Genomic DNA, 16155 nt, shown 5'->3' on the forward strand with positions numbered 1-16155 from the left:
CCCTACTTGACGAAGGCGAACTCTTCGCCTGCGTGGAACCGGGCGAGGGTCTCCGAGATCGATCGCCGTGACGGCGGATGAAAAGCAAAGGCGTGCAATGCCGCTGCGACATAAGCGATTTCGGGTGACTTGATGAAGCCGATCCCGCCCAACGATTCGACCGCAGCGGAACTGCCCCGCACCAGAGCGTCGCGAACGGCGATGCGGTTGAACAACAACCTCACCGAGATGTCCTGCCCGCGTTCACCTTCGTCGAAGGCGCGGGCCACGTTCTCGATCGCCGCCATCGACGTCTCCAGTTCGGCCGCCGCGCGAGCGTATCCCTCGTAGTCGCCTTTGTCCTGCTCGATCATGCGCTCGAGCAGAGACGTCGCTGCACCGATGTAGTTGGCCGAGATCAGCATGCCGAACCAGAGGTATCCGGTCATCTCGTGCACACCGTCGGGGTCGTCGTCCTTGTTCGGCAGAACCAGACTGGCAGGCACTTCGACGTCCTCGAGCAGGACCTCTTCGCTCTGCGCGCCGGCCAGGATGTCGGTGGTCCAGAACGGCTTCACGCTCATTCCCGGGAGACTTGCCGGGATCAGGGCGACGGCACGGTCGCCGGAGTCGATCTCCACGCTGCAGGTCAGCAGATCCATCGATCGTGCCAGGCTGCACGGCTTCTTGCTGCCATTGACGATGTAGTTCTCGCCCTTCTTCACCGCGGTCATCGTCGGGATGAACACACTCCCGCCGGTCACGCCCTCCGAGAATCCGGAGGCGACGATCGCCTTCTGTTCGACCAGTCCCTTGATCAAGGCACGGTCGTCCTCGGTGGCACCGCGAGCGAATTCCGTCAGCGAGGCGACCGAGAGATGGTGCATCGTGGTTCCCGCACCCAGAGAGGGCGACCGCGACCCGATGGCCCGCTGCGCCCGGACCGCGTCGATGGCCGGAGCACCGAGACCCCCGAGTTCGGTCGGAACCACCAAACCGGTGCCACCGAATTCTCGAAACTTGTCGATCGCGTCCGACTCACGCGACTCGAGTCGATCCAGCGGGGTTGTGTCCAGATAGTGCATCAAACCCGGCATGTACTTCTCGAGGGTTTCCCTTTCGCGCACCATTAATCCAGTCACAGTTCTTCTCCTTGTGTCACTAATCGATTGTGTGCCACTGATTGATTGTATCTACGCCGTTTTGTGCCATCACTTGATCGCGACATATCGGTCGTAATCCATAATCACAGCGGTGGAGCAGGTGAATTCGCGCTGACCATCGACGATACCCTGTGACCTGCACAGATAAACTAAAGATATCGTAAAATCTTGGCGATCAAAAAATACCGAGATCATTTTTTCGGGCCGTTTTACCGACTGATTTCCGTTGCGAAAGCGTCTATCGAAACATCGAATATTCTTTCGTCGAATACCGATCGATGTCGCCGCCGGCTCCGAATCAAATCATGAATTCGCGACGAACCACAATCGACTCTGTGAGGAGTTCTGGTACACGATGGTTGTCAACAGATTGGTGAAACGACTCGGCGGCGACGAACGCGTGGATTTGCTGCGGGCCGTCCGAGAAGCCGATGTGGTCCCCTACTTCCGCAAGATGGAATCGGCTGTCGCTCCCGTCGTTCGCGTCGAGGGCGAAGACAAGATCATGCTCGGTTCCAACAACTACCTCGGCATCGCCGACCACCCGAAGGTGGTCGAGGGTGCTCAGCACGCGCTCGACACGTTCGGCAGTGCCGTCACCGGAAGTCGCCTGCTCAACGGCACCCTGGACCTCCACCTCGAACTCGAACACGAGATCGCCCAGTGGCACGGAACCGACGACGCACTCGTCTTCACCACCGGCTACCAGACGAATCTCGGAACGATCAGCGCGATCGTCGGCCCCGGTGACACGGTGATCGTCGATTCTGCAGCCCACGCCTCGATCCGCGACGGCAGCGCGCTCTCCGGAGCGTCGGTGGTCAAGTTCAAGCACAACGACATGGCCGATCTCGAGGCCCGACTCCAGCAGCCCGTCGTCGACGACGGGGCCGTGCTGGTCATCGTCGACGGCCTCTACTCCATGGAGGGCGACCTCGCACCGCTCGATGCCGTCTCCGAGCTGTGTATCCGTTATCACGCGGCACTGATGGTCGACGAAGCCCACAGCCTCGGCATCTACGGGCCCCAACTCACCGGAGCCGCCGAGCTGTTCGGCATCACCAAGGACGTCGACGTCACGATGGCGTCACTGTCGAAGAGCCCCAGCTCCACCGGCGGGTTCGTCACCGGATCGAGTGATCTGATCGACACCCTGCGAGTCAAGGCCCGCGCCTTCCTGTTCACGACTTCCGGCGTGCCTGCTGCGGTGGGAGCCGCGCTGGCTTCCGTCAAGCTGATCCGCAGCGACGAAGGTAAGGATCGGGCTCGGCGCGTCCTCGACAACGCCGAGATGCTGCGCGGCGGATTGCAGGCGGCCGGGCTCGACGTAGCCGGTCGCTCCGCGACCCCGCACGGAGACACGGCCTCACCGATCGTCTCACTCCACGTCGGCGACGATCTGGTGGCCATGAGTCTGTGGAAGAACCTCTACGATCGCGGCATCTTCACCAGCGCCGCCTTGCACCCCGCGGTGCCGAAATCCGGTGCGATACTGCGCCTGTGTGTGATGGCAACACACACCGAACAACAGCTGTCGACCGCAACGGACCACATCGTCGAGGCCGTGGCCGGACTACCCGGATGAGTGAGCACACCCGCGGTCTTCGTATTGCGGTCACCGGCGCCACCAGCGATTTCGCGGCCGCGATCCTGCCCAGATTGTTCGACGACCCCGAGGTGGACACGGTCGTCGGCATCGCCCGTCGGCCTGCGCGAATACAACACCCCAAGTTCACCTCCGTCCGATCGGACATCCGGTCGCCGGATCTCGAGACGCTGTTCGACGGCTGCGATGCCGTCCTGCATCTGGCGTTCGTCGTCGAGGAGCTCAGGGACAAGACCGAAACTCACGACATCAACCTGCGCGGCTCACGCAACGTGATCGACTCGGCGTACCGAGCGGGCGTCGCGCGGGTGGTGATCGCGTCGAGCATCAACGCGTACGGTGCCGACATCGCACCGGAACCGCTCACCGAGAACACCTATCCCACAGGTGACCCGGGCCGCTACTACTTCTACGACAAGGCCGAGGTAGAGCACTACGCGGAGTGGTGGCTACGCAGACACCCCGAGGAGATGGCCATCTCCATGCTGCGGTGCACCTACATCGTCGGACCCGACTTCTCCAACGACGGGATCGATCAGTTCACCGGCCCGGTGGGAGCCTTTCCCGACGCGGATCGCGCGTCGTATCAATTCCTGTATCAGGACGACATGGCCGACGCGTTCCACCGAGCCGCGAAGACCGACCTCGTCGGCCCGTACAACCTCGGTCCGGTGGACTGGGTCGGTGTACGCGAACTCGCCGCGATGCAGGGGCAGGTGATGTTCGACGTTCCCCAGAAAGCCGCGACCCACGTCGCGAACGTGGCGTTTCGGCTGGGCCTGACGCCCTTCTCCGGGCAGTGGGTGACACCGGGCGAACCGATCGTCGACTCCTCTGCCCTCGGCCGCGCCACCGGCTGGGCACCGACTCTCACGGCACACGAGAGCGCGGCGGTGATGATTCTGTTACAAGGCAAGCCGCTGCTTCGGCGCGGTGACGCCCTCGCACGCGGCATCGCCTGCGAAGCCGCCCTACGCCCGGCCTCCGAGGCGGTGGAGCTGAGCCGCGCGGACCTCGCGGCCCTGCAGATCGACCATCGACAGCTCGATACCGGTCACGGAAGCGTGCACGTCGAGATCCATCGGTCGTCCACGGGATCCGATCGTTCCGTCGTTCTTCTGGCGGACACCGGTACGCACGGGCGGTATCTGACGACGTTGGCGTCGGACATCGCGGCCGGAGGCGTCGATGTCGTCGTGCTCGATCTCCCCGGGCACGGCTTGAGTACGGGTCGGCGCGGTCGATCGTCGGCGGCGCAGACCACCGCCGCCGTGGATGCGGCGTCACGGTTCGCTCGGGTGGAACTCGACACCGCGCCGATCACGGTGCGCAGCGGTGTTCGCCACGCAGCGGACACGCTGATCGGCGGTATCGTCCGGCGGGCGACCGGCTGGACGACGATGGACGAGCCCAGCCGATCCGACGGCCTGCTGCCGGACCGGACTCGCGTCGACGGGACCTCGAGCATTCCGTTCGTGTCGACCGCCGCCGATGCACTGGCCCTGTGCGCGACGACACCGGGCCTCAGCGCCGCCGGATGAACCTGCTGCCGATACGCGTCCACCACGACGGTCGGCCGACGCCCGTCGTCGTGGCACCGGACGTCCGGGCCGCCTGAGCGGCGTGCTCGCGCGCGAGTCGGTCGACCTCGGCGCGGTTGATCCGCCAACTCTCCATCCAGGTCTCGACGTCCACCGGGCCGAGCGGCACGACCGGCGGCGTCGGGAACCGAATCCAGTCGACGATGCGAGCATTCAACTCGTCCAGCACATCTCGCGCCGAGTCCTCGCGCCGGATGGCGATGAGCGTCGAGGGCAGCCGCTCGATCTCCTTGCGGAGCTGCAATGCGGTCGGCAGCAGTGCGTCGGCGGGCAGGTTCTCCCTCTTGAGAAAGCCTCGCACCCACCACAACTCGTCACCGGGATCCCCCATCGGGATCGGCTTGCCGGTCCCTTCCAGATTCTCGAACGCGCCGTTTTCCTGCGCCTGACGTATCTGTTTGTCCACCCAGGACTCGAACGTGACTCCTGGTTCCTTGCGCTCGGTCACCCCACCGACTGTAGATCCGTGGCTGCGCTGTTCGCCAGATCGGAACACGAGGAAGCCCCGGACCGGTGTGCGGGCCGGGGCCGGGGTCGCGGCGGTGTCGGGGGTCAGCCGTACTCGGCGACCAATCGATCGAATTCGTCACGGTCGATGACCTGTGGCTCGTTGATCGCGAGCGCCTGCGCGTACTTGCTCGCCAGGTGGTAGTCACGACCGAGCGGCCCCTGCTCGGCATCGTCATCGTCGGATTGGATGCTTGCGCCCGGAGGCACCTCGTTCTGCAGTCCGTTGGTCTTGCTGCCGAGCAGAGCGTCGAGTTTCGCGGAAATCTTCTGCATGATCTCTTGGTCGTCGGTCATGGGAGGGGTGTACCCGAATCGCTCGAATCGACACCGCTGCGCGATCGGGGAACCGCGTGAGGATTATCTGTCGGTGCCCGGGGGCATGATGATGGGATGGCCAGGCACAGTACGGGCACCGACGTAGCGGGCGAGCTGTCGGTGATGGAGAAGTTGTCGCGGCCGACCCGGGAGTGGTTCTCCGGCGCTTTTCCTGCTCCCACGTCCGCGCAGTTGGGCGCGTGGTCGTCGATCTCGAGTGGTTCGCACACGCTCGTGGTGGCGCCGACGGGTTCGGGCAAGACGCTCTCGGCCTTCCTGTGGGCCTTGGACGAGCTGGCGCAACTGGGTGCGGACAGCACTCGCAAGACCAAGGTTCTCTACATCTCGCCACTCAAGGCCCTTGCCGTCGACGTCGAACGCAACCTGCGTGCGCCACTGGTCGGCATCACCCAGACCGCCAAGCGGCTCGGCCTGAACCCACCCGAGATCTCGGTCGGCGTGCGGTCCGGCGACACCAGCGCCGCCGACCGCAGAAACATGATCAAGACTCCGCCGGACATTCTGATCACCACCCCGGAATCGCTGTTCCTCATGCTCACCTCGGCCGCCCGCGACATCCTCGCCGAGGTCGACACCGTGATCGTCGACGAGGTTCACGCCGTGGCAGGCACCAAACGCGGCGCGCATCTGGCGGTGTCCCTGGAACGGCTCGACGCGATGCTGGACAAGCCCGCCCAGCGCATCGGCCTGTCCGCGACGGTGCGACCGCACGAGGAGGTGGGCCGTTTCCTGGCCGGTGCGGCCCCCATCGAGATCGTCGCACCACCCGCTCCGAAAACCTTCGATCTGACGGTCCAGGTGCCGGTGGAGGACATGACCGAACTGGGCGTCACCGATCCGAACGCCGACACCTCCGCCGCTCCCCCGGCGCAGGGCTCGATCTGGCCGCACGTCGAGGAGAAGATGGTCGATCTCATCCTCGAGCACAAATCGTGCATCGTCTTCGCCAATTCCCGTCGCCTCGCCGAACGGCTCACCGCGCGGCTCAACGAGGTGTACGCCGAACGGATCGGCGACGGCGTGGAGACACAACACAAGCCGCCCTCGCAGGTCGGCACTCCGAACGACGTGAACCACGGGGCCGATCCGTTGCTGGCCCGGGCCCACCACGGCAGCGTCAGCAAGGACCAACGCGCACTGATCGAGGACGACCTCAAGACCGGCAGGCTGCGCTGCGTCGTGGCCACCAGCAGCCTTGAGCTCGGAATCGACATGGGCGCAGTCGATCTGGTCGTTCAGGTCGAAGCACCGCCATCGGTGGCCAGCGGTCTGCAGCGCGTCGGACGCGCAGGCCACCAGGTCGGCGAGATCTCCAAGGGCGTGTTGTTCCCCAAGCATCGAACCGACCTGATCCACTGCGCGGTCACGGTCGAACGCATGACGTCGGGCAAGATCGAGGCGTTGTTCGTTCCCGCCAACCCTCTCGACGTCCTGGCGCAGCAGACCGTGGCAGCCTGCGCTCTCGAACCGATCGACGCGGAGGACTGGTTCGATTCGGTCCGTCGCACAGGCAGTTTCGCCACCCTGCCCCGATCTGCCTACGAGTCGACTCTCGACCTGCTATCGGGCCGCTACCCCTCCGACGAGTTCGCAGAACTGCGGCCGCGGTTGGTGTGGGACCGCGACGCCAACACTCTCACCGGCCGTCCCGGGTCGCAGCGACTGGCCGTCACCTCCGGTGGCACCATCCCGGACCGCGGACTCTTCACCGTCTACATGGTGGGTGAAAAGCAGTCCAGGGTAGGTGAACTCGACGAGGAGATGGTCTACGAATCGCGAGTGGGTGATGTGTTCGCACTCGGTGCCACCAGCTGGCGCATCGAGGAGATCACCCACGATCGGGTGCTCGTGAGCCCGGCGTACGGCCAACCCGGCCGGCTCCCCTTCTGGCACGGCGACGGTCTCGGTCGACCGGCCGAACTGGGCCAGGCGCTGGGCGAATTCCTGCGAAGCACCACCGATCGCAGCAACCTGGCCGAGCGACTGAGCTCCGACGGCCTCGACGCCAACGCCGTCAACAACCTCATCGCCTTGCTCGACGAGCAACTCGAGGCCACCGGTCAGCTCCCCACCGACAAGACGATGATCGTCGAGCGGTTCCGCGACGAATTGGGCGACTGGCGGCTGGTGCTGCATTCGACCTACGGTCAGCAGGTACACGCGCCGTGGGCCCTCGCAGTCGGCGCGAGGCTCATCGAGCGCTACGGCATCGACGCCGCCCCCACCGCATCCGACGACGGCATCATCGTCCGGCTCCCCGACACCGACGACCAGCCGCCGGGCGCAGAACTGTTCGTGTTCGAGCGCGACGAGATCGCCGACATCGTCACAGAGCAGGTCGGCGGGTCGGCGTTGTTCGCATCGAGATTTCGCGAATGTGCCGCGCGCGCACTGCTTCTCCCCCGCCGAAACCCGGGCAAACGCGCGCCGTTGTGGCAGCAGCGCCAGCGTTCGGCTCAGCTGCTCGACGTGGCACGCAAGTACCCGACGTTCCCGATCCTGCTCGAAACCGTCCGCGAGTGCCTGCAGGACGTCTACGACCTCCCTGCCCTCGAGGACATCCTGGCCCGCATCGGCCGACGCCAGATCAGAATCGTCGACGTCGAAACGCCGTCACCGTCACCGTTCGCCAATTCGCTGTTGTTCAACTACGTCGGCGCATTCATGTACGAGGGCGACAGCCCGTTGGCCGAACGCCGGGCCGCCGCACTGTCACTCGACTCGGCGCTCCTCGCCGAACTGCTCGGACGCGTCGAGCTGAGAGAGCTGCTCGACGACAGCGTCATCACCACCACCGAACTCGAACTGCAGCGTCTTCCCGAGGACCGTCACGCCAAGGACATCGAAGGCGTGGCCGACCTGCTACGCCTGCTCGGACCGTTGACCGTGGACGAAGTCGGCCTGCGCACCGACGGCGACGAATATCCGCAGTGGCTCGCCGAACTCGCCGACGCCAAACGGGCGATGGAGGTCTCGTTCGCCGGCCGGAACTGGTGGACGGCCATCGAGGACGCCGCTCGATTGCGCGATGCGTTGGGCGTCCCGCTTCCCATCGGTACTCCGGCCGCCTTCATCGAACCCGTCGACGATCCGCTGGTGGACCTGATCAGCCGGTATGCCCGAACCCACGGACCGTTCACCCTCGACGACGCAGCGGCGCGCTTCGGGGTCGGCACCGCCGTGGTACGCGACGTCCTACGCAGACTCGCCGTCGACAAGCGCGTCGTCGAGGGCGAATTCCGGCCCGGTGCCACGGGTAGCGAATGGTGCGACGCCGAGGTACTTCGGCGACTGCGGCGGCGGTCGCTGGCTGCGGCCCGGCAGGAGGTCGAACCCGTCTCCACCGCCACCCTGGGCCGCTTCCTGCCCGCGTGGCAGCACGTGGACAGCCGACGCCTGAGCGGGATCGACGGCGTCGCGACCGTCATCGAACAGCTCGCGGGCGTTCCTGTTCCGGCATCGGCGTGGGAATCTCTCGTGCTCTCGTCGCGGGTGACCGACTACAGTCCGGCGATGCTCGACGAGCTCACCTCGACCGGCGAGGTGCTGTGGTCCGGACACGGCGCGATCTCGTCGAAGGACGGCTGGGTGAGCCTGCACATGGCCGACACCGCACCACTGACCCTGGTGCCTGCAGCCGAGTCCGATCTGTCGGAACTGCAGATTCGCATTCAGGACGCCGTCGCGGGGGGCGGTGCGTACTTCTTCCGGCAGCTGTCCGACACCGTCGGCAGTACCGACGACACCGCACTGCAGGCTGCACTGTGGGAGCTGGTGTGGGCTGGTCGTCTGAGCAACGACACATTCGCTCCGCTTCGTGCGCTGCTGAACTCCACGACCACCCGCTCGGCCCCGAGTCATCGTGCACCTCGCCGTACACCGCGGTTGCGCTCGTACCGACAGTTCGAGCGTCCCTCGCTCCCGACCCGAACCGGACCGCCGACGGCGGGTGGGCGATGGTCACGATTGCCCGAGCTCGAACCCGACCTCACCGTCCGTGCGCACGCTACCGCCGACGTCCTGCTCGAACGCTATGGCGTGGTGACCCGCGGTTCGGTGATGAACGAAGGTGTGCCCGGCGGCTTCGCCACGATGTACAAGGTGCTCACCGGATTCGAGGATTCCGGTCGATGCCGTCGGGGCTACTTCGTCGACTCACTCGGCGGTGCGCAGTTCTCCACCTCCGACGTGGTCGACCGATTACGCAGCTACGACGAACCGAAGAAGAACGCCAGCGCTGTCGTACTCGCGTCGTGCGATCCGGCCAATCCCTACGGCGGAGCACTGCCCTGGCCGAAAGCCGGCAGCGGCGAGGCCGGTGTCGGAGATACGCCGGACGAGACGACGAAGCATCGGCCGGGCCGAAAGGCCGGTGCACTGGTCGTCCTCGTTCGGGGCGAGTTGACGATGTTCGTCGAACGCGGCGGGAAGTCGGTGCTCACGTTCGGTGAGAACGCCGACGACATCGACGCTGCAGCAACCGCATTGGCGGCCACCGTTCGCCGCGGCGGAGTCGACAAGCTACTCGTCGAGCGCATCAACGGTCACGACATCCACGGCACCGACTTCGCCAAGACCTTGACCGAAGCAGGTTTCTCGGCGACCCCACGCGGACTTCGCCTGCGTCGCTGATTGCCCACTGCCTGCGAGACCACCGGAGAGGACACGAACACCGATGCCCGAGGGCGATACCGTCTGGCGCGCCGCCAACACCCTGCGCGCCGCACTCGAGGGCCGGCAGCTCACCACCTGCGACATTCGCGTACCGCGCTACGCCACAGTCGACTTCACCGGCGAGACCGTCGATTCCGTCGCCTCACGCGGTAAGCATCTGCTGATTCGAGTCGGCGGATACTCCATTCATTCGCATCTGAAGATGGAGGGCACCTGGCACGTCTACGCGCCCGGTGCTCGCTGGCACCGCCCTGCGTTCCAGGCGCGGATCATCTTGAACACCGCCGACGCGCAGGCCATCGGTTTCGAGCTCGGAGTGCTCGAGATCCTCGAGGACGAGGACGATGCCGTCGGATATCTCGGACCGGATCTGCTCGGTCCCGACTGGGATCCCGACGTGGCGCTGTCCAGGCTCGCAGCGGATCCGGCCCGGCCGATCGGGCTCGCGCTTCTCGATCAGCGCAACATTGCCGGCCTGGGCAACGTCTACCGCAACGAGATCTGCTTTCTCCGGGGCGTCGACCCGCGCACCCCGGTCGGCGAAGCCGGTGACCTGAGCAAGACGATCGACCTGTCCTACCGATTGATCATGGCCAACAAGGATCGCAACCAACGCGTCACCACCGGAGATCGACGTCCGGGCCGACACTTCTGGGTGTACGGGCGCGAGAACAAGCCGTGCAGACGCTGCGGAACCACCATCGAATTCGGTCTGATCGGAGACAATCCTCTGGAGGAACGCCAGATCTACCACTGCCCACACTGCCAGAAACGAGGTGTGGCGAGATAGTTCGGTCCGTGGTGTCCTTTTCGACGAACCCCGTTCGTCCTTCGTGTGTAGGTCGGCAAACGGTGCCGATCGCGACGAACCCGAGGAGTCTTCATGACCACGTACGCAGCCATCGTCTACACCCATGATGCCGACTGGACCTCGCCCGAGGTCGCCGACGAGATGGCCGAATACGGTGCATTCAGTGCCGCGGCCGGATCCGCGATCACCGGCGGAGCGGTCCTCCACCCCACCTCGACCGCCACCACGGTGCGCGTGTCGGGAGGAAAGGGAGGTGACGTCCTGACAAGGGACGGTCCGTTCGCTGAGGGAAAGAGATGCTTGCCGGGTTCTTACTCCTAGAGTCGCGAAACGTGATCATCAGTGGGTGGAGCAATTGATCCATCTGGCGTTGACGCTGCCGTTTGTCGCGACGACTGCGTATGCGTCGACGGTTGCGAGTCGTCATCGTCATCAGGTGTGGTGGGCGAAGACTATGGCGGCACAGTTGCGTACTGTAAACCCTTGCGTTTTGGCGTTTAAACGAACGATCGCTCGATAGTGTTGTCGCAGTTGAGTTTTCGTTTTCTTGGCCATGCGGCGTTCAATACGTCCGAAATGCATCCGGGGACGGTGTCTGTCCTAGCTCCCGTGCAGTCTTTGTGGCGATCGCGGACACGAGTGGGTCGGAGTAGTCGTTCGATCTCCCTTTTGCGGATTCGCAAGAATCCCCAGTTCAGACTCGCAAGAGCACGGTCGCGCGGTGCCTGTTGCTGAACGTGGTGCGCACATCGCATCAGTACGGCGTTCGACATGTCCGTGCGCACGGGAGCCGAGTCCGCCGCGTGCGGCACCTCGGTAGCGCGTCCGTATCGCAGAACACCCGTGGTCTATCACGCTCAGCCGATACATTGGATGGTTGTTGTTCTCGGGCAGAAAAAAGGGGGGCCCATGCTGGTCAGTGGTTGGCAGCAAGCGTTGACTCTTGTCGCTGTGTTGGTGCCAGGGTTTGTTTTTCAGGGAGTAAAGAAGGCTCGCGTCGGTCCATCTCCCGAGGATCGCGATCTGAGCGCGCGTCTGATCCGCGCCCTCGCGCTGTCGGTCGGGTTTCTGCTTGTCTACGTCCTATGTCTGGGTGAAGCCCTAACGAAGCGACTGACCCAGCCTGAACACCGGTTCGATGATCCTCGATTGGTCGGGTTCGTTGGCGCACTTCTTGTTTTCGTCATTCCAGCCCTGGCAGGGCATGTGGCTGCAAGCTTTGTCATGCGTCAGAGCTACAACAACACGGGTTTCTGGGGGACAATTTTCCACTCAGCTGATTCGGAGCGCGATGAAGTACCCTGGCGGAAAGCACTTTTCAGTGCTGACAGCAACTATTCCCCAGTGCCGACTGCGTGGGACTATGCGACTGCTAAGGTCGCGCCCAACAGCTTCGTGCGGGTACTGAATGCCCAGGGTTCATGGATTGGTGGATGCGTTACCACTGAAGCATTTTTCACCGGCTATCCAGAGCCTAGGGATATTTACGTCGACCGAGCTTGGAGCATGGCAGCTGACGGTGAGTTCTTGGACGAGTTACCTGGCCCAACTGGAGTATGGATCCCGTGTACCGATGCTGCTCTTGTTCAGATAGTCGCTCCGTCACCCGAAACACCAGAATCAGACGAGGAGTCATCCACATTCCTAGGGTGAGAAGGCGCAGGTACAATCGAGAAAGCGGGCGGAAGATTCTTGTCGTCAGGGACCCGTGCGTTCGGCAAGGGCATGCTGGCTACCGGAGGTATCGATAATGGCAGATCAGACCAGTTCACAGCCAAGTGGGAAATCCCGGCGTGTGTGGATCGCGCCGCGATCGGGAGGCTACCGGCCCGGCGGCGAGTTCGTTGCTAGCTCGTCACAACAGAAGTCCTCTCCCAAAAAACCTAAGGGTAGCGCTGGCGTTCCCTCTAAGACGGGCGCAAAGGGATGACGGGCAACAAAGACTGCACGGATGAACCGGAATCCCTGGTCGGCGGAGGGTATCGCCCGATCTCAGCTAGGTCAGATGCACCCGACGAACAGCGTCACGGCGGTCGTAAACCGGTAAATACCGGCCAACGCCCCCCTCGTCAGCAGCAAACGACCCAGAAGCCCCCTCCTGGTTCAGGTGGAGTGAAGAAGAGCTCCTAGATCATCCAGAGAACCGGCAATCGCCTGGACCGCGCGGAGGAGGCCAGGAACGCACGAACGACCGCGCTCGCTCTCGGCCCGTCGCCTGCCGAGAGGGCGTATCTCGAGGCGCAGCTCGTGCCGCCCTCCCACCCTGTCGAGCGACAACGAGAAGAAACCTGAAAGCTCCCTGTCAGGTGCGACCAAGCCCCTTCACAGCTTCGCCGACCACCATGGATCGCATGCTGACACTTGCGATACTCACCCTGCTCGTCATGGCCGTCTCCGGCGCGACGGCCGCTCGCGCGCCCCGGACGCTGGTTCGACTCCGTTAGATCGTGCGAACGGGTTCGAGGATTTCCTGGCGGGCCTCGGGAGCGACGACGCGCAGCGCGTCTGCCGACTCGTCGTCGGGCTGACGCTGCGACTCGATCTCGGCCTCCACTCGGGCGCGGTAGGTCTCGACCTCACGATCGACCGTCGCCTCGTCCCAGCCCAGAACCGGTGCGATCAATGCAGCGACCTGACCCGCGCAGTTCATCCCACGATGCGAGTACTCGATCGAGATTCGGGTCCGACGCGAGAGCACGTCCTCGAGATGCAGTGCGCCCTCCGCTGCCGCGGCGTACACCACCTCCACCTGGAGGTATGCCGGCGCATCGGTGAGTGGTTGCAGCAGTTCGGGTTTGCCGTCGGCCATGGCCAACACCTCGTCGATCAACGAACCGTATCGGTCGAGCAGATGCGTCACCCGATGCGGATGCAGCTTGTGCATCTCGCCCAGGTGCGGTGCCTGATTGACCAGCGCGAAGTAGCCGTCGGCACCGACGAGGGGCACCTTCTCGGTGATCGAGGACGCCACCCGCACCGGGATGTCCTCGGCGGCCAGATCGACTGCGTCCTCGGCCATCACGCGGTAGGTCGTGTACTTGCCGCCCGCGATGGCGACGAGTCCGGGTGCAACCCGAGCGACCGCGTGTTCCCGGGACAGCTTGGAGGTTTCGTCGCTCTCGCCGGCGAGCAGTGGCCGCAAGCCCGCGTAGACCCCGTCGATGTCCTCGTGGGTGAGCGGCGTGACGAGCACCGAGTTGACCTCGCCCAGGATGTAGTCGATGTCGGCCTTGGTGGCGGCCGGGTGTGCGAGATCGAGGTTCCAGTCGGTGTCGGTGGTACCGATGATCCAGTGCGCGCCCCACGGAATGATGAACAGCACCGACTTCTCGGTGCGCAGAATGATCGCGGCCTCGCTGACGATTCGATCGCGCGGCACCACGATGTGCACGCCCTTCGAGGCGCGTACCCGGAACCGGCCGCGCATGTTGGACAGTGACTGGATCTCGTCGGTCCACACGCCGGTGGCATTGATCACCACGTGTGCCCGCACCTCGGTGGTGGCACCGGTCTCCGAATCACGCACGCGGACACCGGAAACCCGGTCGGCCTCACGCAGGAATCCGACCACCTGGGTCGATGTGCGCACCACTGCGCCGTAGTGGGCGGCCGTTCTGGCGACCATCATGGTGTGCCGGGCGTCGTCGACGACGGTGTCGTAGTACCGAATCCCGCCGATCAGCGACTTGCGTTTGATCCCGGGCGACATACGCAGTGCACCGGATCGAGTCAGGTGCTTCTGCTGCGGCACCGATTTGGCCCCACCCATGCGGTCGTAGAGGAAGATCCCCGCGGCGATGTAGGGCCGCTCCCACAACCGATGCGTGAGCGGGAAGAGAAATTTCAGCGGCTTGACCAGGTGCGGTGCGAGCGTGGACAGAGAGAGTTCGCGTTCGTGCAGGGCCTCGCGCACGAGCCCGAACTCGAGCTGCTCGAGGTATCGAAGCCCGCCGTGGAACATCTTGGACGAGCGAGAGGACGTTCCCGACGCGTAATCACGCGCCTCGACCAGGGCGACCTTCAGTCCGCGCGTCGCCGCGTCGAGGGCCGCTCCTGAGCCGACGACGCCACCGCCGACGACAACTACGTCGAACTGCTCGGTTCCGAGCTGGTCCCACGCCTCCACCCGCTGGTCGGGTCCGAGGAACTTCGTATTCGATCGGTTGCTCATCTCGAACGCTACCTCTCCTTCGAAAATCCCCGCATTGCTTGCACGTCAGGCTACCGCCCCTGGTCGTCAGGCCGCAGAACCTGCCGAGTGCGCGGCGGCCAATCGTTGCACTGCGTCTGCCAGCACGGGCGGGGTGGATCCGGCGTAGCTCAACCGGAGCGAGTGACGGTACTGCGCACCCGACGCGAACGCCGTTCCCGGCACGAAGGCAACTCCGTGCTCGAGTGCCGCATCGAGCAACTGGCCGGTGTCGGTTCCGTCCAGGAAGGTGGCCCAGGCGAACATCCCTCCCGCGGGGCGTGAGACGACCAGCCGATCAGCGAACTGTGCGGCGAGAGCGGCGATCAATGCCGTTGCACGGCAGGCATACTCGCGCCGCAGAACAGTCAGGTGTGCGTCCAGCCACGCGGAGTCGGCGAGCATCTCCGCCGTCATCGACTGCGTCAGCGAGGATCCGCACAGATCCGCGCCCTGCTTGAGCAGTTCCACCGCCGCACAGACGCTGGGTGGGGCGACGAACCAGCCGACTCGGAGCGTCGGAGCCAGGATCTTCGACGCACTCGACAGTCGGATGACGCGATCGCTGTGACGCGCGATCGGTGCCGGCGGGGCGTCGACGCCGGATTCCGTTGTTCCGAACCAGATCTCACCGTACGGGTCGTCCTCGATCACCCAGAATCCGTAGTGATCCGCCAGCGCCGCGAGGTGACGACGTCGCTGCTCGCTCATCGTGACTCCACGCGGATTGTGGAAGTTGGCGACGGTGTGGACCACAGCGGGCCGCAGTCCCGCTGTCAGTCGACGTTCGAGTTCGTCGGTGTCCATTCCGGTAAAGGTCAGGGGAATGGACTCGATGCTCGCTTCGGCGATAGAGAAGACCTGCAGCGCACCGGTGTACGCGGGTTCGTCGACCACGACGACAGCGCCCGGGTCGATCAGGGCCTGCGCGAGCAACGTCAGGGCCTGTTGCGAACCGTGCGTGACGATGACGGACTCGACCGGAACGGGCACTCCCCCGCGCACGGCCGATTCCCTGGCCGCAATGACGCTGCGCAGAGTGCGGTGACCGGATGTCTCGCAGTACTGCACCGCGTCGGGGCGGCGAAGCGCAGCCTCTGCGGCTGCGGCGATGCGGTCGACCGGTATCAGATCGGTGGCCGGTAGACCTCCGGCCAGGCTGATCACGTCGTCACGTGCGGTGAGGGACAGGAGATCGCGGATGGCCGAGCTGGTGAGCGAGTCGGTGCGCCTGGCCAGGCCGGCGGGAAGGTACGTAGAGGACATGAGAGAGACTCCGGGGCAGC

At 64.6% G+C, this 16155-nt stretch carries 11 protein-coding genes; 6 read left to right on the forward strand and 5 right to left on the reverse strand.

The window, feature by feature from the left end; genetic code table 11:
• Positions 1-2: 2 nt before the first annotated feature.
• Positions 3-1121 carry an acyl-CoA dehydrogenase family protein gene (locus CH296_RS00170; RefSeq protein ID WP_032397437.1) on the reverse strand — a complete coding sequence of 373 codons (1119 nt, stop codon included), beginning with the start codon at positions 1119-1121 and terminating at the stop codon, positions 3-5.
• Positions 1122-1497: 376 nt separating this feature from the next.
• Here CH296_RS00170 and CH296_RS00175 point away from each other — a divergent pair, with 376 nt between their 5' ends.
• Complete coding sequence (locus tag CH296_RS00175) at positions 1498-2727, forward strand: aminotransferase class I/II-fold pyridoxal phosphate-dependent enzyme (protein WP_094683709.1); 1230 nt, start codon at positions 1498-1500, stop codon at positions 2725-2727.
• A complete protein-coding gene (locus CH296_RS00180; RefSeq protein WP_094683710.1) occupies positions 2724-4289 on the forward strand; it encodes an NAD-dependent epimerase/dehydratase family protein in 1566 nt (521 codons plus the stop codon). Before CH296_RS00175 ends, CH296_RS00180 begins: the two co-directional genes overlap by 4 nt.
• Here CH296_RS00180 and CH296_RS00185 read toward each other — a convergent pair.
• Both CH296_RS00185 and CH296_RS00190 read right to left on the reverse strand, forming a co-directional pair.
• Positions 4273-4797 carry a DUF1992 domain-containing protein gene (locus CH296_RS00185; RefSeq protein WP_094658835.1) on the reverse strand — a complete coding sequence of 175 codons (525 nt, stop codon included), beginning with the start codon at positions 4795-4797 and terminating at the stop codon, positions 4273-4275. The two genes, CH296_RS00180 and CH296_RS00185, sit on opposite strands and share 17 nt — an antisense overlap.
• A gap of 104 nt (positions 4798-4901) precedes the next feature.
• Positions 4902-5153 (reverse strand): modification methylase HgiDII, encoded by a 252-nt coding sequence (locus CH296_RS00190; protein ID WP_094628544.1) that lies wholly within the window; start codon positions 5151-5153, stop codon positions 4902-4904.
• Between the two features lie 96 nt (positions 5154-5249).
• Between CH296_RS00190 and CH296_RS00195 the strand changes: the two genes are divergently transcribed.
• The 4 genes from CH296_RS00195 (at position 5250) to CH296_RS00210 (ending at position 12333) form a co-directional block, all read left to right on the forward strand.
• Entirely contained in the window at positions 5250-9827 is a 4578-nt protein-coding gene (locus CH296_RS00195; RefSeq protein WP_373557260.1) for an ATP-dependent helicase, read from the forward strand.
• Between the two features lie 43 nt (positions 9828-9870).
• Complete coding sequence (locus tag CH296_RS00200) at positions 9871-10659, forward strand: DNA-formamidopyrimidine glycosylase family protein (RefSeq protein WP_094683711.1); 789 nt, start codon at positions 9871-9873, stop codon at positions 10657-10659.
• A 93-nt stretch (positions 10660-10752) separates the two neighbouring features.
• The gene (locus CH296_RS29825) at positions 10753-11001 is read left to right on the forward strand and encodes a hypothetical protein (protein WP_256980278.1); all 249 of its coding nucleotides are present in this window, start codon (positions 10753-10755) and stop codon (positions 10999-11001) included.
• A 588-nt stretch (positions 11002-11589) separates the two neighbouring features.
• Positions 11590-12333: a DUF6338 family protein gene (locus tag CH296_RS00210; protein WP_094683792.1), complete on the forward strand. Its 744-nt coding sequence runs from the start codon at positions 11590-11592 to the stop codon at positions 12331-12333.
• A gap of 787 nt (positions 12334-13120) precedes the next feature.
• Here the strand turns inward: CH296_RS00210 and glpD are convergent.
• Positions 13121-14851 carry a glycerol-3-phosphate dehydrogenase gene (glpD, locus tag CH296_RS00215; protein ID WP_032397444.1) on the reverse strand — a complete coding sequence of 577 codons (1731 nt, stop codon included), beginning with the start codon at positions 14849-14851 and terminating at the stop codon, positions 13121-13123.
• Between the two features lie 66 nt (positions 14852-14917).
• The gene (locus CH296_RS00220; RefSeq protein WP_094683712.1) at positions 14918-16135 is read right to left on the reverse strand and encodes a PLP-dependent aminotransferase family protein; all 1218 of its coding nucleotides are present in this window, start codon (positions 16133-16135) and stop codon (positions 14918-14920) included.
• Positions 16136-16155 lie beyond the last annotated feature (20 nt).

The sequence above is a fragment of the Rhodococcus sp. 14-2496-1d genome, assembly GCF_002259365.1.
Taxonomy (GTDB): domain Bacteria; phylum Actinomycetota; class Actinomycetes; order Mycobacteriales; family Mycobacteriaceae; genus Rhodococcoides.